The 23966-nt window shown below is 38.6% G+C and carries 19 protein-coding genes; 12 read left to right on the forward strand and 7 right to left on the reverse strand.

The features are described from left to right. Positions 1 to 17 precede the first annotated feature (17 nt). From V0410_RS15915 to V0410_RS15940, 6 genes are all read right to left on the reverse strand, one after another. Entirely contained in the window at positions 18 to 863 is an 846-nt protein-coding gene (locus V0410_RS15915; protein WP_120232383.1) for a caspase family protein, read from the reverse strand. A gap of 263 nt (positions 864 to 1126) precedes the next feature. Next, on the reverse strand, positions 1127 to 1771 hold the full coding sequence (locus tag V0410_RS15920) for a response regulator transcription factor (RefSeq protein ID WP_062672986.1): 645 nt from the start codon (positions 1769 to 1771) through the stop codon (positions 1127 to 1129). After that, positions 1768 to 2538, reverse strand: a complete 771-nt coding sequence (locus V0410_RS15925) for a sensor histidine kinase (RefSeq protein WP_330744834.1) — start codon at positions 2536 to 2538, stop codon at positions 1768 to 1770. The genes V0410_RS15920 and V0410_RS15925 overlap by 4 nt, the downstream gene beginning before the upstream one ends. Positions 2539 to 2551: 13 nt before the next feature. Then, positions 2552 to 3196 carry a hypothetical protein gene (locus V0410_RS15930; RefSeq protein ID WP_330744835.1) on the reverse strand — a complete coding sequence of 215 codons (645 nt, stop codon included), beginning with the start codon at positions 3194 to 3196 and terminating at the stop codon, positions 2552 to 2554. An 11-nt stretch (positions 3197 to 3207) separates the two neighbouring features. Next, positions 3208 to 3753 carry a hypothetical protein gene (locus V0410_RS15935; protein WP_330744836.1) on the reverse strand — a complete coding sequence of 182 codons (546 nt, stop codon included), beginning with the start codon at positions 3751 to 3753 and terminating at the stop codon, positions 3208 to 3210. 219 nt (positions 3754 to 3972) lie between these two features. Continuing rightward, positions 3973 to 4320 (reverse strand): winged helix-turn-helix transcriptional regulator, encoded by a 348-nt coding sequence (locus V0410_RS15940; protein WP_288444303.1) that lies wholly within the window; start codon positions 4318 to 4320, stop codon positions 3973 to 3975. Between the two features lie 120 nt (positions 4321 to 4440). Between V0410_RS15940 and V0410_RS15945 the strand changes: the two genes are divergently transcribed. Next, a complete protein-coding gene (locus tag V0410_RS15945; RefSeq protein ID WP_330744837.1) occupies positions 4441 to 5388 on the forward strand; it encodes an NADP-dependent oxidoreductase in 948 nt (315 codons plus the stop codon). A gap of 114 nt (positions 5389 to 5502) precedes the next feature. On the opposite strand, the gene V0410_RS15950 is transcribed toward V0410_RS15945, so the two are convergent. Beyond that, a complete protein-coding gene (locus V0410_RS15950; protein WP_330744838.1) occupies positions 5503 to 6327 on the reverse strand; it encodes a universal stress protein in 825 nt (274 codons plus the stop codon). A gap of 229 nt (positions 6328 to 6556) precedes the next feature. Between V0410_RS15950 and V0410_RS15955 the strand changes: the two genes are divergently transcribed. The 11 genes from V0410_RS15955 (at position 6557) to V0410_RS16005 (ending at position 23858) form a co-directional block, all read left to right on the forward strand. Next, complete coding sequence (locus tag V0410_RS15955; RefSeq protein WP_330744839.1) at positions 6557 to 7675, forward strand: sensor histidine kinase; 1119 nt, start codon at positions 6557 to 6559, stop codon at positions 7673 to 7675. After that, positions 7672 to 8436: a LytR/AlgR family response regulator transcription factor gene (locus tag V0410_RS15960; RefSeq protein WP_330744840.1), complete on the forward strand. Its 765-nt coding sequence runs from the start codon at positions 7672 to 7674 to the stop codon at positions 8434 to 8436. The genes V0410_RS15955 and V0410_RS15960 overlap by 4 nt, the downstream gene beginning before the upstream one ends. A 273-nt stretch (positions 8437 to 8709) precedes the next feature. Beyond that, the gene (locus V0410_RS15965; protein WP_330744841.1) at positions 8710 to 9831 is read left to right on the forward strand and encodes an efflux RND transporter periplasmic adaptor subunit; all 1122 of its coding nucleotides are present in this window, start codon (positions 8710 to 8712) and stop codon (positions 9829 to 9831) included. A gap of 29 nt (positions 9832 to 9860) precedes the next feature. Then, positions 9861 to 13019 carry an efflux RND transporter permease subunit gene (locus V0410_RS15970; RefSeq protein WP_330744842.1) on the forward strand — a complete coding sequence of 1053 codons (3159 nt, stop codon included), beginning with the start codon at positions 9861 to 9863 and terminating at the stop codon, positions 13017 to 13019. Continuing rightward, entirely contained in the window at positions 13006 to 14421 is a 1416-nt protein-coding gene (locus V0410_RS15975; protein ID WP_330744843.1) for a TolC family protein, read from the forward strand. The genes V0410_RS15970 and V0410_RS15975 overlap by 14 nt, the downstream gene beginning before the upstream one ends. A gap of 253 nt (positions 14422 to 14674) precedes the next feature. Further along, positions 14675 to 15253, forward strand: coding sequence for a DUF4840 domain-containing protein (locus V0410_RS15980; protein ID WP_330744844.1), 579 nt, complete (start codon positions 14675 to 14677; stop codon positions 15251 to 15253). 102 nt (positions 15254 to 15355) lie between these two features. Beyond that, the gene (locus tag V0410_RS15985; RefSeq protein ID WP_330744845.1) at positions 15356 to 15922 is read left to right on the forward strand and encodes an RNA polymerase sigma factor; all 567 of its coding nucleotides are present in this window, start codon (positions 15356 to 15358) and stop codon (positions 15920 to 15922) included. Beyond that, a complete protein-coding gene (locus tag V0410_RS15990) occupies positions 15915 to 17294 on the forward strand; it encodes a porin family protein (protein ID WP_330744846.1) in 1380 nt (459 codons plus the stop codon). The genes V0410_RS15985 and V0410_RS15990 overlap by 8 nt, the downstream gene beginning before the upstream one ends. A gap of 39 nt (positions 17295 to 17333) precedes the next feature. Continuing rightward, a complete protein-coding gene (locus V0410_RS15995; RefSeq protein ID WP_330744847.1) occupies positions 17334 to 18296 on the forward strand; it encodes a T9SS type A sorting domain-containing protein in 963 nt (320 codons plus the stop codon). A gap of 453 nt (positions 18297 to 18749) precedes the next feature. Then, the gene (locus V0410_RS16000) at positions 18750 to 20285 is read left to right on the forward strand and encodes a YifB family Mg chelatase-like AAA ATPase (RefSeq protein ID WP_330744848.1); all 1536 of its coding nucleotides are present in this window, start codon (positions 18750 to 18752) and stop codon (positions 20283 to 20285) included. Positions 20286 to 20750: 465 nt separating this feature from the next. Continuing rightward, the gene (locus V0410_RS16005; RefSeq protein ID WP_330744849.1) at positions 20751 to 23858 is read left to right on the forward strand and encodes a non-ribosomal peptide synthetase family protein; all 3108 of its coding nucleotides are present in this window, start codon (positions 20751 to 20753) and stop codon (positions 23856 to 23858) included. Positions 23859 to 23966 lie beyond the last annotated feature (108 nt).

A 23966-nucleotide genomic window follows, 5' to 3' on the forward strand; every position in this document is an offset into this window, starting at 1 on the left:
CCGGTAATGGTTATTAGTTAAGTGAATATTTTTTGTGAAAATTCTGCAGTGATGCTTTCTGTCTGGTTGATCTGGGCAGCTCCCATAGCCGCTAAGGCAATGGCAACCTGTTTATCAAGAGTTTTTCTTACAATATTACCATTGGTAGCACGTAGTATTTTACAGAAATGATACGTAAAATAGCCTCGTATCTGTCCGCTGATATTTCCTTCCATGGATACCTGATTGTCTTTTGCTGCAGCCCATAACGTATGATTCATTCCGGTAACAGGTACAAGTGCTTTAGTGAGAACGGTTGATTTTTTTGAATTTTTAGAGGTTTCCATTTCACTGGCATAAGTGAGATAAAATTCATCCTCAAGCATTGGAGGGATATAACGGGCCGTTTCGTTGAGAAGATCAGCTTCCAGCCCCAGATCCATTTTTCGGGTTCCCGTTCCCGAATAACAGCAGTCGAAGATAACTTCCATATTTACTCCGGCTTTCAGTTTGCTGAGAACGGTTTTAAAATCATCATCACGAATGACACCGTTATTGGCATAGTCGTGCGGACAAATGGCTTCATCCAGACCATCCAGTTCCAGATCTGATCCTATATTAGCCACTCTGGTTCCGTGTCCTGAATAATAAAAAACAAGAGAATCTCCTTTTACACTCGTGCTGATCATGGATTTCAGATAGTTCAATATATTCGCTCTTGTAGCATTTTGATTGGTCAGGATTTTAATCTTTGCCGGACTAAAACCACAGATCACCAATGTATTGGCCATATCTCTCGCGTCATTTACACAGCCGTTAAGATCCGGACCTCCGTATCCGATGGGTGCATAATCATTAATACCTACGATAAGTGCTTTTTTCATTGTATTAGTTTTAAAAATATTCCCTACTCTGTTCCGGCTTTTCGGGTGCTGCCTTTTTGTGTTTTTTTCTATGACAAAATTCCATCTTTCAGAAGAGCAAAAACAGAGGAGAAAACCGTATTTTGAAAAAGGAAAAACACCTTTTCGTTTGCAAATGAATGAGTTGTGAAATAAAAATCCGGCAGCTTGAAAAGCTGCCGGATACATAAAAAGAATGTAAAGATGTTTATTTTTTCAGGGAATAACTAAGATTAAAAATTAAGTCAGCACAAATCATGCTTCAAAGCAAAAAGTACCAGACCCGCTCTGTTTTTTATATCCAGTTTTACGAAAACCGAATCTCTGTAGCCATCAATGGTTTTAGGGCTCAGGCACATTTTGTCGGCAATCTCCTTATAAGTAAGTTCGCTGCAGGCCCATTTGATAAATTCTTTCTCCCGGTCTCTCAGCTCAGAAAGCAGGGAGGCATTTTTCGCTTCCTCTGTTTTTACTTTCAATAACTTTTGGGCTACAAAATCAGTATAAAAGCTGCCTTTCTCAAATACCGTTTCAATAGCCTGGAAAAGGATAGAAGGCTGCATGTCTTTTAGCAGATAGCCTTTAGCGCCTGCTTTCAGCATTTTAATCAATATTCTTTCATCATCGTCCATGGTAAGGGCAATGACTTTAATATCAGGATAATGCTCTGTAAGCCATTCTGTAGTTTCTATACCATTTTTATAAGGCATATTAACATCCATCAGGACTACGGCGGGTAATTCAGAAGCTTTTTCCACGCCTGCAATAAATTCTTCTCCGTTGGGATGATTCATAATGACCCGATATTGAGTGTTTTCTGTGATCATATTCTCCAGTGCTTTGGAGATTAAGGTATGATCATCAACGATCGCTATGGGAATAGTTTTCATAATAAATTTTTATGATAGGTTATCAAAGTTTGTGTTCCTTTATTCAGTTCTGAATGTATAGACAGTTCAGCATGAATCAGCTTGGCTCTCAGTTCCATATTTTTTAATCCTGAGCCGTCCTGATTACTATTGATATCAAAGCCTCTTCCGTTATCCGAGATACTGATATGTAATTTTTCACAGTCATCCTCCATGTGTATGGAAACATTTTTGGCTTTGGAATGTTTCAGAATATTATTGATACTTTCCTGGATAATTCTGAAAAGGATCAATCCATGTTTAGGCGAAATATCAATATCCTGCTTTTGCGTGATGAATTCTATTTTTAATAATTTCAGTTTTTTAATTCTCTTAACTTCTCTTTCAATGGATTCCGCCAGTCCGAAATGAATGATCTGTTCCGTGATTAATGTTTTAGAAAGATTTCTGATATCCTGTATACATTCTCCCAACAATTCATTGAGCTCGATGAGGTCTTCTTTTTCTGAATTCTGAAGTTTGGTAATCAGTTGGTTTTGGCGTAATCGGACCACAGATAATTTCTGTCCCAGATCATCATGCAATTCCTGCCCGATATAATTGAGCGTCTGTTCTTTCATTTCTACCTGTGAGGTGGCCAGCTCTTTTTCAAACCGTAAATCTTTTTCCTTCTGCTCAATCAGCAAGGTTGTTTTTTTCCTGATAAAAACCGCATAGATGAAGACCATTGTCAAAACAACGATGAATAAAGTAATCGTAAAGATGATAACCAGATTATTCTCTTCCATATCTGCAAAGCTTTTATCTTATTCTTTCCTGTTTGTTCCAGAGTAAACCTAATATAAGTATCCCGTTACTGATCAGATTCAGCATAAATAAAATGAAGAAATAAATACTTTCTGAAACAGTAGTTCTGAAAAAAAGTATCGGAATGCTTCCGATAAAAAATATCATTAGAGATACTGATATCCAGAAGGGTAAATAGTTTTTAATTTCTAATATTTTGTCAGAATTAAAGGTTTGATACAGGAACAAAATAATTGAAAACAACAACAGAAGAATATCTGCATAGAGCATATTAAAAGAAAAATGATGAAGCAGATCATCCTCTGTATAAAACATCACAGCAATATTAAGGACAAAAAGAACCAGGATGATGGCCTGTATCTTTTTGAGCAGCGGAACATACAGTAATTGGAAATAATATAATAAATACAAAAAAAATACAATCATTAAAAAACCAATTACATAGAAGATGTCCGTAGGCAGATTCGTCAGCTTGAAATAGAAATAACAGGAAATATCAATCAGGGAAAACAACAGATATCCTATGATAAAAAATAAATTCTCCTTTCCGGTTTTTCTATATTTTATGACCATTAGAATCATCACTACAATGGATATGGCCATCGATATCTGTTTCCCTGTTTCAATATTCCAGTTCATAATGCTGTGTTTTAAGGCATCGTTTCTGATAACGTTTTTGGTGGCGGTGCCAGATTGGTCATGTTCATAGATTCTATAGAAGTAACGTCTGTGTTTTCTTCGGTGGTGGCTGATCTGGCCATGGCCTTCTCTCTTTCTCTTTTTTGGGCAGTAGGTACTAAAAATATAGTTTGGTAACCTGCATATTCAGGTTTTGCCATTCTGTTTTTAGGATGATTCATTGGATATTTTCCCATGTAGATCCTGATTCCCGGATTTTTTAATTTTTGTTTTCTGGCATTTTCTTTTACATATTTAATATAGCCTTCCATATCTTCAAGCGAAAACCAGTACCATCGCGAATCGGGTTCACCGTTTCTGTACTTCATGAGAATTTCATGATTGGTTCTGGTATATTCATCAAAAAGAACGCGCCCTTCACGGTAGCTGATCAGTTTCTTTTTATAACTGTTGCTTACAGGTTCTTTAGGAGGTTCGGTGCAGCTAAGCAGACAAAATGCCAGAATAAGAGCTGCACATAAGAGACTTAAAATCTTAGTAAAAAAGGAAGTTTTCATTTTTATGGTTTTAATTTTATGGAACAAAATTAGCGAACGGCACAACTATAAAAAAGGGTGAAAACACTGTTTTTATCCTTTACTAAATTTACGACTTTTTGATATTCAGTTGAATATGAATTATGAGGTTTGTTTTTTTTAAGTAAAAATATCCAATGGTACTCCTTCAGTAATAAAATTAAAACCATGATGAACATTCATGGTTTGGAAGGAAACTATTTACCTTTTTATTCTCTCTTTTTCAATCTGCTTTTCACCCCAAAGCCGCAGATAATCAATAAAAGGAATGAGCTCGGCGCCGTTTTCCGTTAAAGAATATTCTACCTTAGGAGGAACTTCGTGATACACTTCTCTATGGATAAGCCCGTCATCTTCCAGCTCCCGGACAGTCTGGGTAAGCATTTTAGGGGTAATATCAGAAAGGGTTTTACGAAGTTCGCCATACCGCATAACTGTCTTCAGATGGAGATACCATAAAATACGGCCTTTGTACTTTCCTCCAATCCGTTTAAAGGCATAGTCAACAGGACAGGATGGCTCATTGGTAACTTTTTTTATTTTTAACATTTTTTCAATGGTTTGATAATCAGTATTAGTATATTTTTAGTATGTAGATTACCAAAAAGTACATACTTGCTGCAAAGATATGATGAGACTACATTTGCCCGATAATTAAAATCAAAAAAAATGAAAGCTGTTATTGTAAACGAAGCAGGAGGCGTTGAAAATCTTCAATTTGCGGAAATAGATAAGCCTGTCGTAGGAAATGATGAAGTATTGGTAAAAGTAGTATCGGTAAGCATTAATCCTGTAGATGTAAAGTCCAGAGCATATGAAGGAGTTCTGAACTGGATTTTTGAAGAAAAAAGACCCGTTATTTTAGGATGGGATATCTCGGGAGAAGTAGTGGAAACCGGGAGAAATGTAACTGATTTTAAACCGGGAGATGAAGTCTTCGGAATGGTCAATTTTTTTGGAAAAGGAAATGCCTATGCAGAATATGTGGCTGCTCCGGCGGCTCATCTGGCATTAAAGCCTAAGAATATTACCCATCAGCAGGCTGCCGCGGCCTCAATGGCTGCTTCAACGGCATATCAGGCCTTAGTGGATGTTGCCGGAATTAAAAAAGGAAGCAAGGTTCTGATCCATGCCGCTTCAGGTGGTGTCGGTCATTTTGCTGTTCAGATTGCGAAGTATTTTGGTGCATATGTTATCGGCATATCATCCGGTAAAAATAAAGAATTTGTTTTGTCGCTTGGGGCTGATGAACACATTGATTATACAACGGAAAACTTTTATGAAAAGGTGCAGGATGTAGATATCGTCATTGATACTCTTCAGGGAAAAGCTTTGTCGGATTCGGTAGATATTGTAAAAGAGAATGGTATTATTATAACACTTCCGACACCTGAGATTCCTGAGGATATTGCAGTGAGAGCCAGGCAGAAAAAGGTGAATATTGAGTTTATGATGGTACAGTCTAAAAAAGAAACTGCAGAAGCAATTGCGGGCTTATTGAAGCAGGAAGCATTGAAACCATTTGTTTATAAAACTTTCCCGTTTGAAGACATAGCACTGGCACACTTGGAGGTTGAGACCAGCCGCGTTGCAGGAAAAGTAATAGTAAACCTCTGAAATAAAAACAGGACCGGAAATCTATTCCCGGTCCTGTTGAACAAGATTAAGTGTAAAATTTAGCCTTTACAGGCAAAAAGGATAATTCAAATGTGAACAGATTTTTATTGAGTCTTAATCTATGTTTAAGGGAATTGATAGTAATGGTAATTTATTCTTATAGGCCATTATGGCTGTTTTGCTTCGATGGAAAAGAGATTCTACAAGATTGTATTTATAAGGGATCATGGTTAAAAGATCCGGACTGGTCAGTTTTATTTCCTCCTCAATCGCCTTGATGACTTCAATGGACTGAATCATTTTAAAGCTGTATTTAATATCATCCAGATCATACCCGGAATTCAGGTCAATATCATGAATAACCTCAGCAAAATCTTCTAATCTTTCACTTACATTGAATACCTCAATCTCAGCATTGAATTCATTAATAAAGTGGTAAATATCATTCATGGCAGACCAGGTCATGCTTTTGTGCGTATCATAAGCAAAAAGAATTTTTCTGATTCCTGTATATTCTATATGAGCGGGTACAATGAGTATCGGTTTTTTAATTCTGTGGATAGCTCTTGTTACACTGTTTCCCAAAAGCTTTTGTTCCAGAGTTTTTTCAGCCATTCCCATCACAATAAAATCACAATCGTGAATCTGCATACAGTTTTCAAGCTCTTCAATAAAATTGCCGGAAGCCAGATGATGCTGGGTTTCGACAGTATATAATCTTTTAAGCTCCGCCGCCTTATCCTCCATTTTTTTCTGATTTTTAAGCGTTTGAGTGTAGAAAAAATCAGCTGAAACCTGTGCATTCAGGGCATGGATGGAAACGGACTGAAGATTGAAAAGCACAATCCTGTATTTGTTTTCTTTAGCCATAGATGCTGCATAATGAGTAGCGTTTTCAGCTTCGTGGGAAAAATCTGTGCAGACAATTATTGTTTTCATTGTACCGGATTTAATACCACAAAACTATGATAGACAGCTATTCCCTGATTATAAAAATACTGTGATGTTGCATAAAATGATGATGAAATGTCTTTTTCAGGTGATGAACCGTCACATTCATTTTAACTCTGCTATTTTACGTTTCAGGTATTGTTTTGGCGGTCTCGTCCAAAATAGAAGATATTCATATAAAATCTATTTCTATATTTACATTCATAAAGTCCCGGATATGAACAGGATTTCTGCCATCAGGAAAAAAATAGTACGGAATAAGAAGATTCTTTCCACCATGAAAAGAAGGCTGGTGATCTGGGCCTTAGCAGTGGTCACTTTCTGTGTTTTTTCCTACCTTATTGATCCCTTTGATCCCGTTTGGAAAGGCTACCTTGATGCTCCTTTAAAAATGATTATGGAAGACGCCACATGGATTGTCTTTTTTTCCATCATCATTTCTGAGGTAAGTATTTTTATAGACAGGACGCTCAATAAGTGGCTTCCCTGGAGAAACAGGACCGTAAAGCGATTATTCATTCAGTGTTTGCTTCAGATCGTGGGAAGTGTTTTGATTGTGATTATTATTAATGCAATCGTAGATGGCACTTCAGTCACATTACCTGAAATGGATTCCCGCAAAGAATATACACTTCTGGGACAATGGATCGCTACTAATATTGTCATATCATTGATTATCAGTGCTTTTAATACCGTTGATTATTTATTGGAAAACTGGAAAAAAACAGCAGTAGAAGCTGCCCAGCACAAACTGAGGGCATCAAAACACAAGCAGGCTGCAATGGCGGCAGAACTTCAGGCACTTAAGCTTCAGATAGACCCGCATTTTATTTTCAATAACTTAAGTGTGTTGTCAGAACTTATCCTTGAAGATCAGCAGTTGGGATATGACTATTCCGAGAAATTTGCGAGAGTATACAGATACTTATTGGTGAATTCCAAAAAAGACATTATTGCCGTAGAAGAGGAACTTAAATTTTTAGAATCCTATATCTTTCTGATTGAAAAAAGAATTGGGGAAGGCGTTATATTCAAAATAGATATTCAGGAAGAATACAGACCCAGATTCACCCTTCCGCTGTCTTTACAATTGTTGGTTGAAAATGCCATTAAACATAACCAGACTTCAAAGGTAAATCCTCTGGAGATTCATGTTTATACAAGCCCTGAAGGAGAATTGGTAGTTTCTAATACATTTCTGCCTTTAATCAATAAGCCGGATTCCTCAGGAGTAGGGCTTACCAATATCATTGCACGATACGAAATCTTAGGATATCCTAAACCTGTGATTGAAAAAACAGAAGATAAATTTATAGTAAAACTCCCATTGATATGAAGATTAATAAAGTTTTAATCGTTGAAGACGAAAGACCCAATGCAGACAGGTTAAAAAGACTGTTGTTGAAGTTAAGACCCCATATCGAAATTCTGTCTGTGGAAGACTCGATTACCTCAGCAGTACACTGGCTGGAAAATAATGTGGTTCCCGATGTTATCATGATGGATGTAAGACTTGCAGATGGCCTCAGCTTTGAAATATTTAACAAACATGAAGTTAAAAGTGCCGTCATATTTACCACAGCATACGATGAATATGCTGTACAGGCATTCAAATACAATAGTGTAGATTACCTCCTGAAACCTATTGAAGAAGAAGAGCTGGATGCTGCATTAAAACGCTATGAAACTTTTATGGAAGCCGTCCCGGTAGTAGGAACAGCTATTGAAGGATTGTTAAATTATATCCAGCCGAAAGACTACAGAAAACGTTTTCTCATTGCCCATAGAGATGGATATAAAACCGTGCTGGCAGAAGATATCCTCTATTTTTATACCGAATTGGGAATCAGCAAAGCCATGCTGAATACCGGAGTGGTAGAAAATGTTCCCCAAACCCTGGAAGAACTTGAAAAACAATTGGATCCCAAATTCTTTTTCCGTGCCAACAGACAATTTATCATCCATATCAATTCCGTTAAGCAGATTTTAAATCATTTTAATGGGAAGCTGAAGCTGGAACTAAGGAAACAACCTGATATGGAAGTGATTGTAAGCCGGGAAAAAGCTTCCATTTTCAAATCCTGGATGGATTATTAATCCTAAAAAAAAATACAGAGGAGATTGCTTTTACAAGAGCAATCTTTTTTTCGTTTTCCTTGTGGAATACCTTAGTTTATCCTTACTGATTTCACTCTTGTTTCCACATGAAAATCTCTTTTTTACCATAATTACAAAGGAAAATAACTGTTTTCCTTTCATTTTTCCGATCGTACGTTTCACCTGCGATTAATGACACTTCACCCAACTTCTGAATGAATATCACTGTAAGATGAAGTTATTTTGCTCCTGTAAAATTTAAAAACCAATGTTATGAATTACAGAAAAGGATATCTGGTACTTTCACTTACAGCTGCAGCGATATTGTACTCGTGTGGTTCCGGGAGCGGTCAGGAGAATGCCCATCAGATGCAGCAGGCATTGCCTACAGATTTTATTCAGGTAAAATCCGGAGATGCAGATGTGTCTACAGGATATCCGGGAAGCATAGAAGGACAGGACAATGTGGATATCAAAGCACAGGTAACAGGATATCTGGAAGCAGTATATATCAAAGAAGGACAGTATGTAAATAAAGGGCAGACCCTTTTCAGAATAAATCCATCTGTTTACAACGAGCAGGTCAATACCAATGAAGCAGCCTTGAAATCAGCGCTGGCGGCACAGGAAACCGCAAGACTTGAAGTAGAAAAGCTGAAACCTCTTGTAGAAGGAAAAGTAGTTTCCGATATGCAGCTGAAAACCGCTCAGGCAAGTTATAAAGCGGCTTCAGCACAGGTTGCACAGGCACAGTCATCATTGGGATCCTCAAAGATTAACGCCAATTTTACGTATATCAAAGCGCCAGTGAGCGGATACATAGGCAGAATTCCGAACAGAGTAGGAAATCTTATCAGTCCGTCTGATCCATCACCACTAACAACGCTTTCAAGCATCAACAGTGTGAATGTGTACTTCTCAATGAATGAAGCTGATTTTATTGCACACAGCAGAGCTGCGGCATCAGGAAATACAGCAGAAGATGTAGAACTTATCCTGGCCGACGGTTCCACTTATTCTCTTAAAGGAAGACTGGAAAATGCCAGTGGAAACTTCGACAGAAATACCGGAAGTATTCAGATGAAAGCTGTTTTCCAGAATCCGGATAAATTATTAAGAGCCGGAGGAACAGCCAGAGTGATGATTCATAATGCCCTGAATGGGGTGATTAAACTTCCGAAAACCTCTGTAAAAGATATTCAGGACAAATTCTTTGTTTATAAACTGAATGGTAAGGATAAAGTGAAAATGACCCAGATTACCGTTTCGGGAAGTACCTCCCAGGATTACTTCATCAAAGAAGGCGTGAATGCAGGAGATAAGATTGCCATTAACAGAATTGATGCTCTTACAGACGGAGCACAGGTGGTGGCACACACTGTTCCTTTGAAATAGTTGTATAACCTTTCTTAGAAAATTCAAAAATGTTAAAAAAGATAATAGACCGTCCTGTACTGGCGACGGTAATATCCCTTATCATTGTTATTTTAGGGATTATAGGATTAAACCAGCTGGCGGTGACCAGATTTCCGGATATTTCTCCGCCCACGATTACCGTTTCAGGATCATATCCCGGAGGAAACAGTGAAACCGTGATCCGTTCTGTGGTAACACCTCTGGAAGAGCAGATCAATGGGGTGGAAGATATGGAATACATGAAATCTACGGCAAGTAATGACGGTACGTTCTCGATCTCCATTATATTCAAGCAGGGAGTGAATGCTGATCAGGCAGCCGTAAACGTGCAAAACAGAGTGCAGCAGGCCACCCCGATACTACCGCAGGAAGTAGTGAGAATGGGATTGACCACCTCCAAGCAGCAGAACAGTATGGTATTGATTTTCAATATTTATACGGAAGATAATAAACAATATGATGAAACTTTCCTTCAAAATTATGCGAATATCAACCTTATTCCACAGGTTAAAAGAGTAAAAGGGGTTGGGCAGGCCATGGTTTTCGGGCTTAAAGATTATTCCATGAGAATATGGCTTAATCCTCAGAAAATGTCCTCTTACGGACTCGAGCCGGCAGATGTTTCCAGAGCGATCGCAGACCACAGTTTGGAGTCTGCTCCGGGTAAACTGGGAGAAGAATCGGATGCCGCTTTAGAATATGTCATCAGATACAAAGGAAAAAAGAACAAGCCGGAACAATATGAAAATATCATTGTTAAAAATACAGGAAACCAGGTTATTAGGTTAAAAGATGTTGCCCGTGTAGAATTCGGAGCGATTTCAAATACCGGAGATAACCTTTCCAATGGAAAAAATGCGGTTACTGTAGCGATTATGCAGACTACAGGATCCAACGCCAACCAGATTGAAATTGGGGTGAACAAAGCTCTTGACCAATTATCAAAATCATTCCCTCCTGGTATCAAATACACGAAGGTAATGAGTACCAAAGAAAGATTGGATGAAGCTACAGGACAGGTGAAATCTACCCTGATAGAAGCATTTATCCTTGTATTTATCGTGGTATTTATATTCCTGCAGGATTTCAGATCTACGATTATTCCGGCAGTGGCGGTTCCGGTGGCGATTATCGGTACCTTCTTCTTCCTTCTGGTTTTAGGATTTACGATCAACGTACTGACCCTTTTTGCCCTTGTACTGGCCATCGGGATTGTAGTAGATGATGCCATTGTAGTGGTGGAAGCCGTTCACAGTAATATGGAAGGAACGGACCTTTCCGGAAGAGAAGCTACTCATAAGGCAATGAGCGAGATCACAGGAGCGGTTATTTCCATTACACTGGTGATGTCGGCGGTATTTATCCCGATCGGATTTATGTCCGGTTCAGCAGGATTATTCTATAAGCAGTTTGCGTATACATTGGCCATAGCCATTATTATTTCAGCGGTTAACGCGTTGACATTAACTCCGGCTTTGTGTGCCGTGTTTCTGAAAAACAATCACTCGGGAGAAGGTAAAAAACCACAAGGATTCGGGCAAAGATTTGCAGTGGCATTTAATGCAGGATTTAATAATATGACCAATCGTTATGCGAAAGGCGTTAGATTTTTAATAGGAAGAAAATGGATTGCAGGAGGATTAATCATAGCCGTTATCGGGGTTGCAGGATGGCTGATGTCAAGTACGCCAAAAAGTTTTGTACCAATGGAAGACGACGGATTCTTTATGTACACTTTAAGTATGCCTCCGGGAACAGCATTGACCAAAACGACAGAGGTTTCCAACAAGATCAATGATATCTTAAAAGGAGTAGAGGCTGTGCAGGAAAATACTTCCATTACAGGATACAACTTACTCAGCAATAGTGCGGGACCTGCTTATGCGATGGGATTTGTTAAACTGAAACCTAAGAAAGAAAGAGGTGATGTTCAGGATATCCAGGAAGTGGTAGACATGGCAAGTGCAAAATTGGGAGTGATCAAAGAAGGAAGTGTAATGACCTTCAGAATGCCTCCGGTAGAAGGATACGGAATGACGAATGATGCCGAAATCGTACTTCAGGACCGTATGGGAAGAGATCCTCAGGTTCTTAAAGCGAAAGCAGATGAACTGATCGGCCAGCTGATGCAGGTTCCGGAAGTAGTATTTGCCTACACGATGTTCAGAGCAGATTATCCTCAGATGGAGCTGGAAGTGAACGAAGATAAAGCAAAACAGCTGGGAGTAAGCATTTCCAATCTATTGGGAACTGTTCAGACCTATTTCTCGGGAGATCAATCTCAGAATTTTTCAAGATTCGGGAAGTTCTATAGAGTGAATATTAAAGCTGACGGTGTTTTCAGAATGGATGAACAGGCCTTCAATGATATTTTTGTAAAAAATGAAAAAGGGGATATGGTACCAGTGAATACGCTGATTACTTTGAAAAAAGTCTACGGTCCGGAATCCGTTCAGCGATACAACCTTTACAATTCATTAAATATCAACGTATCTCCAAAACCAGGCGTAAGTAATGGAGAATTGATGGATAAACTGGAACAGACTTTAAGTAAACTGCCATCTGACTACAGCTACGAATGGACAGGATTGAGTTTGGAAGAAAAATCAGCAGGAAATCAAACCATTGCCATTTTTGGATTGTGCTTGCTTTTCGTGTACCTGCTCTTGGCCGCTCAATATGAAAGTTATATCCTTCCTCTGGCAGTAATGCTTTCCATCCCAACAGGGATTGTAGGTGCATTTTTAGGAATAAAAGCCATCGGACTGGATAACAACATCTACGTACAGGTAGGACTCATCATGCTTATTGGTTTATTGGCCAAAAATGCGATCCTTATTGTAGAATTTGCCATACAAAGGCGTAAGGCAGGACTTTCTATTCTGGATTCAGCACTGGAAGGGGCAAAGGCAAGGTTACGTCCTATTATCATGACATCATTAGCTTTTATTGTGGGAATGGTTCCACTGATGATTTCTTCAGGAGGAATGGCTTCCGGAAACAAATCCATCAGTACAAGTGCTGCCATGGGAATGTTGAGCGGAGTGGTTTTAGGAGTTTTCGTCATTCCTGTACTCTACATGTTCTTTCAGTATCTGGATGAGAAATTTTCTGCCAAAAAGAAGTACAATACGATAGAAAATCAATTGACAAATGACACTATTTAATATAAAGAATTTCCTTATTTCAGGCGCAATGGCATCACTGCTGATGTCTTGTGCCGTAGGGAAGAAATATACAAGAACAGACCTTCAGATTCCTGAAACCTACAAAGAATCTGTGCAGGTGACAGGCGATACTGTAGTGTTGCCATGGAAGACTTTCTTCAAAGATCCAAAATTGATTGGTTTAATAGATAAAGCCCTATCAAGAAACAATGAAGTGAATGTTGCTTTGAAAAATATAGAACAGCTGGATCTGATCTACAGGCAAGCTAAGCTTAGTTTGATGCCAACATTGGATTTCACTGCAGGAGCAAACAGAAGCTGGGCTTCCAAAAATACCCTTAACGGCTCTCTGAACGAACAGTTTGTCGGTACAAAATACATGGATGATTTCAGTGCTGCACTGAGGCTTTCCTGGGAAGTAGACATTTGGGGAAAAGCTAAAATGCAGAAAGAATCTGCTGCAGCAGAATATTTTGGACAAAAGGAAAATTTAAATGCCATCAAAAGCAGGATTGTCGTTCAGGTTGCGCAGGCATATTACAACCTTATCAGCCTTGACGAACAGTTGAAAATTGCTGAACAGAATATTGAACTGAGCGACAACACGCTCAAGATGATGAATCTTCAGTTTAAAGCGGGACAGATCAATTCATTGGCGGTTCAGCAATCGGAAGCTCAGAAGAAAACCGCCGAGTTGCTGATTCCTTTGGCAAAACAGAATATTTCGATTCAGGAAAATGCTTTGAGCATCCTTTGCGGAGAATATCCGGCGAAGATAGAAAGAGAAGGAACCCTTAAAACAATGATTCCCGAAAACAAACTGTCTGAAGGATTACCGGCACAACTTCTGAGCCGTAGACCGGATCTGAAGATGGCAGAGTTCAACGTAATTAGCCTCAATTCAAAAACCGGACTGGCAAAAGCAGCCATGTATCCGAGTATCAGTTTAAGCCCGCAAATAGGAGTCAATTCCAATAAATTCAGTTCATGGTTTGATATTCCCGGATCTATTACCAAAGCGATTGCTGCTAATTTAGCGGCTCCGATATTTCAGAAAAAACAGTTGAAAACAGCGTATGAAACAGCTTTGATTGAACAGGAAAAAGCAGCCATCAATTTTAAACAATCTGTAATGACTGCTGTGGGAGAGGTTTCCGATGCTATGGCAAAGTCTAAAGGTTCTTCAGAAAGACTGCAGCTTTTAGAACAGAGAACAGCCATTCTGGACAAGGGAATCAATGATGCGCTGAAGCTGTATAAAAGTGGTATGGCAACCTATCTGGAAGTCATCACTGCCCAGAACAATAAACTTCAGAATGATCTGGAAGCTATCAATGTTACCCTTGAAAAACTAAATGCTGAGGTTGATCTTTACAGAGCACTTGGAGGGGGAATACAATAAAATACAACGGGTAAATAATGAAAAGGAAGCTATGTCATGTAGTTTCCTTTTTGCTGTTTTGAAGCATCAATACAACTCTATTATATAACAGGTACGGAATTTGCAATGAAGAGATGAAATTTTACGTGCACTAAATCAATTGGTTATAATTTTTTTATTCTTTTTTCTAAAAAAGGATGCAAGATTTTCAGAAAACAGGATTTATATAGATGAGTACTCGAAAATAATTAATGTTTAACGAAAATGTAATGCAATGAAAAAATTGACAGTACCCCGATTTTTTATGACAGTTTTAATGGTTTTGGCAGGATTGACCCTATTCTCATGTAATGATAATGAAGGACCGGACATTCCGCCTGTAAAAATGGAAGAATTACCAGGAAACTATAAAGGAAAAATGATTATTGTACAAGGAACTACCAAAAGAGAAGGAATAAAAGAATTCAAAGTAAAGAAAGATACGATCTCTTTTGCTGAATTTCCAATAGGTGAAATCGTAAAAACTGTGGTAAAGGATCCTGCAAAAGCTGAAACTGCCATAAAATCACTTGGAAAAGTGAACTATGATATTAAATATGCAGCAGTGATCAATACCGCAAATAATGTGATAGAGCTTACTCTTACTCCAAAAATAATGGAGCTTCAGATTCCGGTAGACGGAGTCAACAAAAAAACGGTTGTGGAATTCGTTTCTAAGCAAAAAGGATATTATGTAGGGATGGATAGAACGCTTAGATATGCGCTCACAGCAGAAAAAATTACAGTAGACGGAACAGTGGTTACTCCTTATGAAGTGATCGATTATAATTTCCCGTTCTGTATAAAAAATTAATAAATAGTATCATCAATGGATTGCACTTTATTAAAAAGATGCAATCTATTTTTGCCTGACAGTTTTATAACATCCCGGTGGATACGGAGGCAGTTGCATCATATGGAAGAAAGTAAAGAACAGATTTTGGTAAAGCACCTTCTGAAAAAGGAAGAGGCTGCCTGGAAAGAGCTTTTTGGAGCTTATTCCGGAAATCTGTCCTATGTATGCTCCCGTTATCTGGCAGAAAAAGAAGATGTTCATGATGTGCTTCAAAACAGTTTTATAAAAATGTTCCGTTCGATAGAATCTTTTGAGTACAGAGGTAGTGGTTCTTTAAAAGCCTGGATGACCCGTATCACAGTTAATGAATCTTTAAAGCATATCAAACAGAAAGGGGATTTTAAATCTGCTGTAGAGGTAGACGATCTTGCGGACATCCCTAATGAAGAAGAACCGGATTTTGAAGAAATCCCCCGTGATGATATTATGATGATGATCAGAGCTCTTCCTGATGGCTACCGGACTGTTTTTAACCTGTTTGTATTTGAGAAAAAAAGCCATAAAGAAATTGCCGGGCTGCTGGGAATTGCAGAGAATTCTTCTGCATCCCAGTTTCACCGGGCAAAAGGATTGCTTGTTCAGAAAATAAAAGAATTTAAAATGTCAAAAAAAGCACAATATGAATAACGAGTGGCTAAATAATCTGCGAAGCAGAATGGATGACCATGAAGAGGACGTTCCGGAAGGGTTGTGGGATGGCATCAGAGATGAATTATTTTCAGGAGAAGAAAATAGCAGCATTCCCGCATTTGTTCCTGAAATGCATGAAGGAGAAACGGGAAAGGCAGAAAAGATAGCTGGCAGAGGTCAAAAATCCCTGTTTTATCGTATCGGAGGAATTGCTGCCGCTATTGCATTGCTGTTTTTGCTGACAAAATTATGGCCACAGAATGATACAGAGAAAATGCTGTCTCAGATACAGACAAACGTGCAGAAAGAGAAAAATTCTTTAAAACCTGTACGAGCCGAACATGCTTCATCAGAAGAAATGACATCGGTGTCAGAAGCTCCGTTAGCTGAAAATATAGTGAATTCCGGACCTTGGTTGAAAGAACAGACCCGAAAATATTTTGAACCCGTAAGGAAAAATGAGCTAAAGGATATAATTAAACTGCCAACGGCTTCAGAATCTTTTCAGCAGGAAAGTAGTAAGATCGCTCAGAAATTATCTCCTGTTGATGATACAGCGAAAGAGCAGGTTGTGGAAAATAAAAATGATGAGGTTCTTTTTAAGCAGGAAAAAATAAAAGAAGTATATGCAGGAAATGCAACCCATCATACCAGAAAATCCAGAGACAAAAAATCATGGATGCTGGGTATGCTTACTGGCAATATGGCTTCCAATTCTGCAGAACAGCAGTTTCCCGGCTATGCTTCAATCACAGGAAAAGCGATGAACGTTGAGCAGGTATGGACGACTTCCGAATATCATGATGATCCTCTTACGGCTATACTACTGGCCAATCAAAGTCAGCCGGTAGAAGCAAGAATCAGACATAAAGTGCCGGTTACATTTGGTCTTTCTGTATACTATAATTTGGGGAAAAGATGGGGAATAGGAACAGGACTGAATTATACCAAGCTGTCTTCTGAACTGCATTCCGGAAGTGACAACAATTATATTAAAGGAGATCAGACGGTTCATTATCTGGGAATTCCGGTACAGGTTAATTATAATGTCATTCAAAAAGGAAGATTCACAGGATATGTTACAGGCGGGGCCCTGGTAGAAAAGCCGATAGCAGGAAATATTACCACAACGTATGTTGTGAATGATGAAATAAAGGAATCCTCAAAGGAACGCCTGGAGCCGAAACCTTTTCAGTTTTCTGTTAATACGGCAGTAGGCCTGCAGGTGAAGCTCATTGACAAGGTTGGAATTTATGCAGAACCGGGAATAGGATATCATTTTAAAGAAGAGAATGCTCCGAATACCATTTATAAAGAAAAGCCCCTTCATTTTAATATGAAATTCGGAATCAGAGTGCTGCTGGACTAATGCAGCCGATTTAAAAACACCAAACTTAATAATTGATATATGAAAACAAAACTAATCTTTTTAGTGGTTTTATTATTCTCTATTTTGGATATAAAAGCACAGTGCACGCCAACAATTACCAGTGCCAGACTCGGACAAAAATACCCGGGAACGATCTTATTCTGTGATACGGAAGATGAAGTTCTTTCCACAACACAGACTTACGCAAGTTATCAATGGTATAAACAGGAATGGACCTGGCAGACCCCTAATAATAACCCTTGGGTAGCCATTCCGGGAGCGACCTCACAACAGTTAACCATTAGTGGTAATGATCAGCTGAATTATTTTAAGGTAGTTGTTTCCCAAGGCGACTGTACAGCCGAAAGTCCTACAGCATTTGCAGATGGTTTTGTATATGGACTGCCGGCAATGATGACTACTTATACTCCAGGCACCTATGAAGAAAATATGGGAACAGTGAAGGTCTGCAACGGAGCTTCTGTACAGTTTGACAATATATTTCCATTAGTATATGGCAAACATACCTGGTTCAAATGTGTGCCGGGGAGCAATCCACCGGTAGCAGGAGATCCTTGTATTATTGCAGGTGTAGTAGGAGACACCTATGTTGCAACAAGCTCGGGGAAATACGGATTTTATGCCTGTACGGAATATTGTCCGGATCAGTGCCAGATGTTAGATCCGTTTGCTTTTGTTGAGGTGACTTTCGGAGATTGGGAATTCTGCAGCAATCTGGGAACAGGAGAAACAAAAATAAAAGATAATAATCTGAAAATTTATCCTAACCCTACGGCACAGCACCTTTATATCGGTAAAGAATCTGATAAAATCTATAAAGAGGTTATCATTATAGATATGTCCGGAAAACTTGTTCTGAAGAAAAATGATCACAGATATAATCAGCCGATTGATGTAAGCGGTCTGGTACCCGGAAATTATATCATTGTTTCCAGGAGCACAGACGGAACAGAATATAAAAACAGATTTATAAAAAAATAATAGGATTATAAAATCTGAAGATGCTAAAATATTGATTGTGGGAAGGAAGATTGGATGTCTGAGGAGGGATGTTCCTTGTATTGAAGAAGAACTGAAGTGATTTATTTTAATACTTTACGCTCATAGATACATTTTCATCCTTGTTAATCTAATGACGATCATAATTACCCCAAAAAGGAATTTCCTCTTTCCGGCATCCGCTTCCTGACTTACACTTAATGTTCAGTAATTCAGATGGCATAATCTTTTTCGTTAGTTTTTAATAATGGTTGAGTCGGTACAAAGAAATTTGTACCGGTTTTTTTTATTATCATCATCGTACTTCTACAAAAATATCTGATGATCTGTTTTCTTAAAATCTTTTTTAAAATCTTTGTCTGGCTAGAATACTGTTAATATAAAACCCGGATTTTCAAAATAGTATATTCATTACTTTTACTTCAAAAACACACCATGCTGATCAAAATTTATGGAAGTGCCATTCATGGAGTGGCCGCACAGACCATTACCATTGAGGTGAATGTAGATACCGGAGGAGTAGGATACCATCTTGTGGGGCTTCCTGATAATGCTATTAAAGAAAGCAGTTACAGAATTTCTGCAGCATTGAAAAATGTAGGATTTAAAATTCCCGGAAAGAAAATTACGATTAATATGGCTCCCGCAGATCTTAGAAAAGAAGGTTCTGCTTATGATCTCAGTATTGCTATTGGTATCTTAACTGCCTCAGATCAGATATCGGCAGAGAATGTTAAAGACTTTATTATTATGGGTGAGCTTTCTCTGGACGGAAGTTTACAGCCGATTAAAGGTGTTTTGCCCATTGCGATACAGGCCAGGGAAGAAGGATTTAAAGGAATCATTCTTCCAAAACAAAATGCCAGAGAAGCAGCCATTGTAAATGACCTTGATGTCTACGGAGTAGAAAATATCAGAGAAGTTATTGATTTTTTCAATGAAGGAAAATCGCTTGAAAAAGTGACACTGGATACCCGAAAAGAATTTCATGAAAAGATCAATGATTTTCCTTTCGATTTCTCTGAAGTTAAAGGCCAGGAAACAGCCAAAAGAGCGATGGAAGTAGCCGCAGCAGGCGGACATAATATTATTCTGATCGGCCCGCCGGGGAGTGGGAAAACAATGCTGGCCAAAAGAGTTCCCAGTATTTTACCTCCTCTGACATTGAAAGAAGCGCTGGAAACAACAAAAATTCACTCTGTAGCCGGGAAAATAGGAACAGAAACATCATTGATGACTGTTCGTCCCTTCAGATCTCCGCATCATACTATTTCTGATGTTGCCCTGGTGGGAGGAGGAAGTTACCCTCAGCCCGGAGAAATTTCACTTGCTCATAACGGAGTTTTATTTCTCGATGAAATGCCTGAATTTAAAAGAACGGTGCTGGAAGTAATGAGGCAGCCTCTGGAAGATCGTGAAGTAACGATTTCAAGAGCCCGGTTTACAGTCAACTATCCTGCAAGTTTTATGCTGGTAGCTTCTATGAATCCCAGCCCAAGCGGTTTTTTTCCCGATGATCCTAATAATACCTCATCTGTTTACGAAATGCAGCGGTACATGAACAAACTCTCAGGCCCTCTTTTAGATAGAATAGACATTCATATTGAAGTTCAGAAAGTAGAATTTGAACAGCTTTCCGAAAAAAGAAAAGGTGAAAAGAGTAAAGATATCAGAGACCGTGTACTGAAAGCAAGGGATATTCAGAACAAAAGATATCAAAACCTCAATATCAGCAGTAATGCGCAAATAGGGCCTAAGGAAATTGAAGCCTATTGTGAACTGGATGAAACTTCTTTCGGTCTTATCAAATTAGCTATGGAAAAACTCAATCTTTCGGCAAGGGCTTATGACAGGATTCTTAAAGTTGCCAGAACAATAGCCGATCTTGAAGGATCTGAAAATATCCTGTCACATCATATTTCTGAAGCCATACAATACAGAAGTCTGGATCGTGAATTCTGGAATGGATAATGGTGTGCTATTTGGTTGGTTTTTAAATAGATAAATGCTTTGTTTTTTCATAAGTTTAATACTTTGTGGTAGGATAAATGTAGCAATTATGTAACACATAGGTTAAAATATTATGTTAAGTTTGATTGTCAAATTTTTAAAAATATTTTATTATGAAAATCAAATTCTTAAATTTTGAAGTTCTGAATAGGAAATAATATCAATTTCTGAAGAATATGTGCCATTTATTCTTTCTTCTTTCCGACTGCCATAAACATCGTTTGAACACTGTTTGCCGTTCTGCTCACTGAGAGAATCGGGTAAAACTCTGTATCATTCGGTTTTAAAACTATTATGAAAACACATTGAGTAAAATAAGCTGTGGTTATGTTTTACGTCCGTTTTTCTCATTTCACAGAGTTTAAAATGTACTTATCGAAGCATTAAGCGGCTATTTACAAATTTTTTAATCCAAATCAAATCATCATGTCAAACACAATTCCCTCATCAGGAACCTTATCGATAGGTTCAGCGGTATTACTGTCCTCTGAAGACAGAGAAAAATTGCTCAACGGATTTAATAAAACGGGTTGGGATTACCATCATGAAGAAACCCTGGAATCTCTTTTCCGGAAACAGGCAATCCTTCATCCTGATAAGACTGCTGCGGTTTATCAGAATCAGAAGATTACGTATGAAGAGTTGGATCAGAGAAGCAATCAGGTAGCCAACTTCTTATTAGAGCGAGGTATTGAAGAAGGAAAATATGTTCCCATCTGGCTGGACCGTTCTTTGGAATGGGTCATTGCTGTACTTGGAGTTATCAAAACAGGTGCGGCGTACGTTCCAATAGACCCTGCCTATCCTTCCAGGAGGGTAGAGTATATTCTTTCCGATACTTCTTCTGATATTATCATTACCAATCAAAACCTCAAAATATTGCTGTCTGAAACTGAAAAAGACAAAATATTCGATCTGAGCAACAGGGAAGATCTTAATGATTTACCTTCAGAATATCCAGGGATTAACATCCATCAGAATGCTCTGGCATACACCATTTATACTTCAGGCTCAACCGGAAAGCCCAAAGGTGTAATGGTAAGCCATCAGGCTATACAACATCTGGTAACATGGCATAATCATCATTTTCATGTGGATCACAGCTCAAAACTGACTCTTGTGGCGGGGTTGGCATTTGACATTTCTGTGTGGGAAATATGGTCGGCCCTTACTTCAGGTGCAACGGTTTTTATTGCAGACAATGAAGATAGAACAGAAGCTCAGGCATTGGCAGATTACTACAGAAAAAATCATATTACCCATGGCTTTGTGCCTACTGTTCTCGCTCCTTCTGTAGTGGATATTACCCGCAATTATAATGACCTGAAGCTCAAATATCTCTTTACAGCAGGTGAGAAGCTAAAACCGGTGCTTACTTCAGAATTAAGCTATGAGCTGGTGGATTATTATGGTCCCACAGAATGTACCGTATACGCTACTTATAAAAAAGTGAAAGATATTAACGGGAAATATGTTTCATCTATTGGCAGACCCATTGCCAATGCAAAAGCCTATATTTTAGATGAAAACAAGGAATTGCTGCCCGTAGGAGCTGTTGGAGAACTCTGTATTGGAGGAAATCTCTTAGCAAAAGGGTATCTTAATAATAAAGAACTTACGGATGCCAAATTTATTACGAATCCATTCAATGAAGCAGAGAAAATCTATCGTACCGGAGACCTGGCCAGATGGAAACCGGATGGTGAGATTGAATTCTTAGGAAGAATTGATAATCAGGTAAAAATCCGGGGATTCAGGGTTGAACTTGGGGAGATAGAACGTTCACTGATTCAGCAGGAAAATATTAAAGAAGCTGTGGTGATTGGTAAAGATAGCGAAGGAAGCAGCAAATATCTTATTGCTTTTGTTGTTTTAGATCCCGGAGCCGTAACAAATATTTCGTCAATCCGGAATGCATTGAAAGATGAACTTCCGGGGTATATGATTCCTGCGCAAATTATTTTTATAGATAAAATCCCGTTAACGGCAAATGGTAAAACAGATACTCAGGTATTAAAAGATCTGGCCGATAAAGAAGTAAAAGAATTGGTTTCATCTGAACCGCCAACCAACGAAACCGAAAGAATGATTACAGAAGTCTGGTCTTCTGCATTGGAGCGGCCTGTTATTAATATTACAGATAATTTTTTTGATATCGGAGGAAACTCGCTGTTGGTTGCAACGGTGGCGGTTGCTTTACAAAGAAAGCTGGATGTGAAGGTGTATCTGCGGGATATCTATCAGTATCCGGTACTGCAGCAACTGTCGGAAGTTCTTATTGAGAGATCCGGAGAAACCAGAGAAGCTATCCCCACGGAAGATGTAGAGCCCTATGTAGAACTTCAGAAAGATGTGTATCTCGCTCCCGGAACTGTTTTTGCCGGCGGATTTGATCCTGAGCAGGTGGAAAACCCTGCCGCTATATTTTTAACGGGAGCTACAGGATTTGTAGGAATTCACCTGTTGCAGGAACTTCTGGATACTACCAATGCTGATATTTATTGTCTTGTAAGAGCTCAGGACGAATTTCATGCAATGGAAAAAATAGACCGATGTTTTAAGCAATATCATATTCCTCAAAGTATAGAACAGAAGTCGAGGATTATTCCTGTAATCGGAGATCTGGCTTTACCGTCTTTAGGATTATCAGAAGAAACATTCACAAAGCTGGCGAAGCAAACCGATTTAATTTACCATTCCGGAAGTTCCGTGAACTTCATAGAACCGTATTCCTATATGAAAGCTCCCAATGTAGAAGGACTAAGAGAAGTCATAAAACTGGCAGGAGCAGAAAGAACAAAATGTCTCGCCTTGCTGTCAACCATTTCCGTCTACAGCTGGGGACATTTGTTTACAGGAAAAACAGTAATGCTGGAATCTGATGATATTGAACAAAACCTGATGTCTGTAAGCAAAGACATTGGCTACGTAAGAAGCAAATGGGTCATGGAAGCCATTGCCGATCTGGCGGCAAAAGAAGGTCTGCCGCTGATTACTTACCGCCTTGGATATGCCATGTGCCACAGCGAAACAGGAGCAAGTGCATCCTACCAATGGTGGTCCGGATTGGTGAAAAACTGTATAGAGTTCAAATCTTACCCTGCACTTACAGAGCTTAGAGAAGGTCTTATCACCGTAGATTATATGACCAAAGCAATGGCTCATATCACAAAAAATAAAGACGCGCTAGGTAAAAAATTCAATCTGATTGCCCGTCCGGAAACCAATCTTACTTTAGAAGATTTCTTTGGGCTCATGAAGAAATATTATACTTTTACACTCAAAGATCTTCCTTATAAAGAATGGAGAAAGCAGTGGGAAGATGACAGTAAAAACCGATTGTATCCATTGACAAGTCTTTTCAGGGACAATATGCATGAAGGCTTATCTACTGTAGAACTTTACCAGAATACTTATATATGGGATTGTTCCAATGTTATTCAGTATCTGGAGGGATCAGGCATTCAGGAACCGGTATTTGATAAAAAAATGCTGGATTCCTACTTAAAATATCTCGGAATTCCGGTTGAATAGTATTGAATCATTGAAAAAAACCAGACAGTATATGTTTGGGTTTTTAATTTTTATTCAGCAAATACGTCAGGTTTTGTCGCAGTGGACCAGGATATTTGTATCAGGGTA

The sequence above is a fragment of the Chryseobacterium sp. CP-77 genome (assembly GCF_036362765.1).
Taxonomy (GTDB): domain Bacteria; phylum Bacteroidota; class Bacteroidia; order Flavobacteriales; family Weeksellaceae; genus Chryseobacterium; species Chryseobacterium cupriresistens.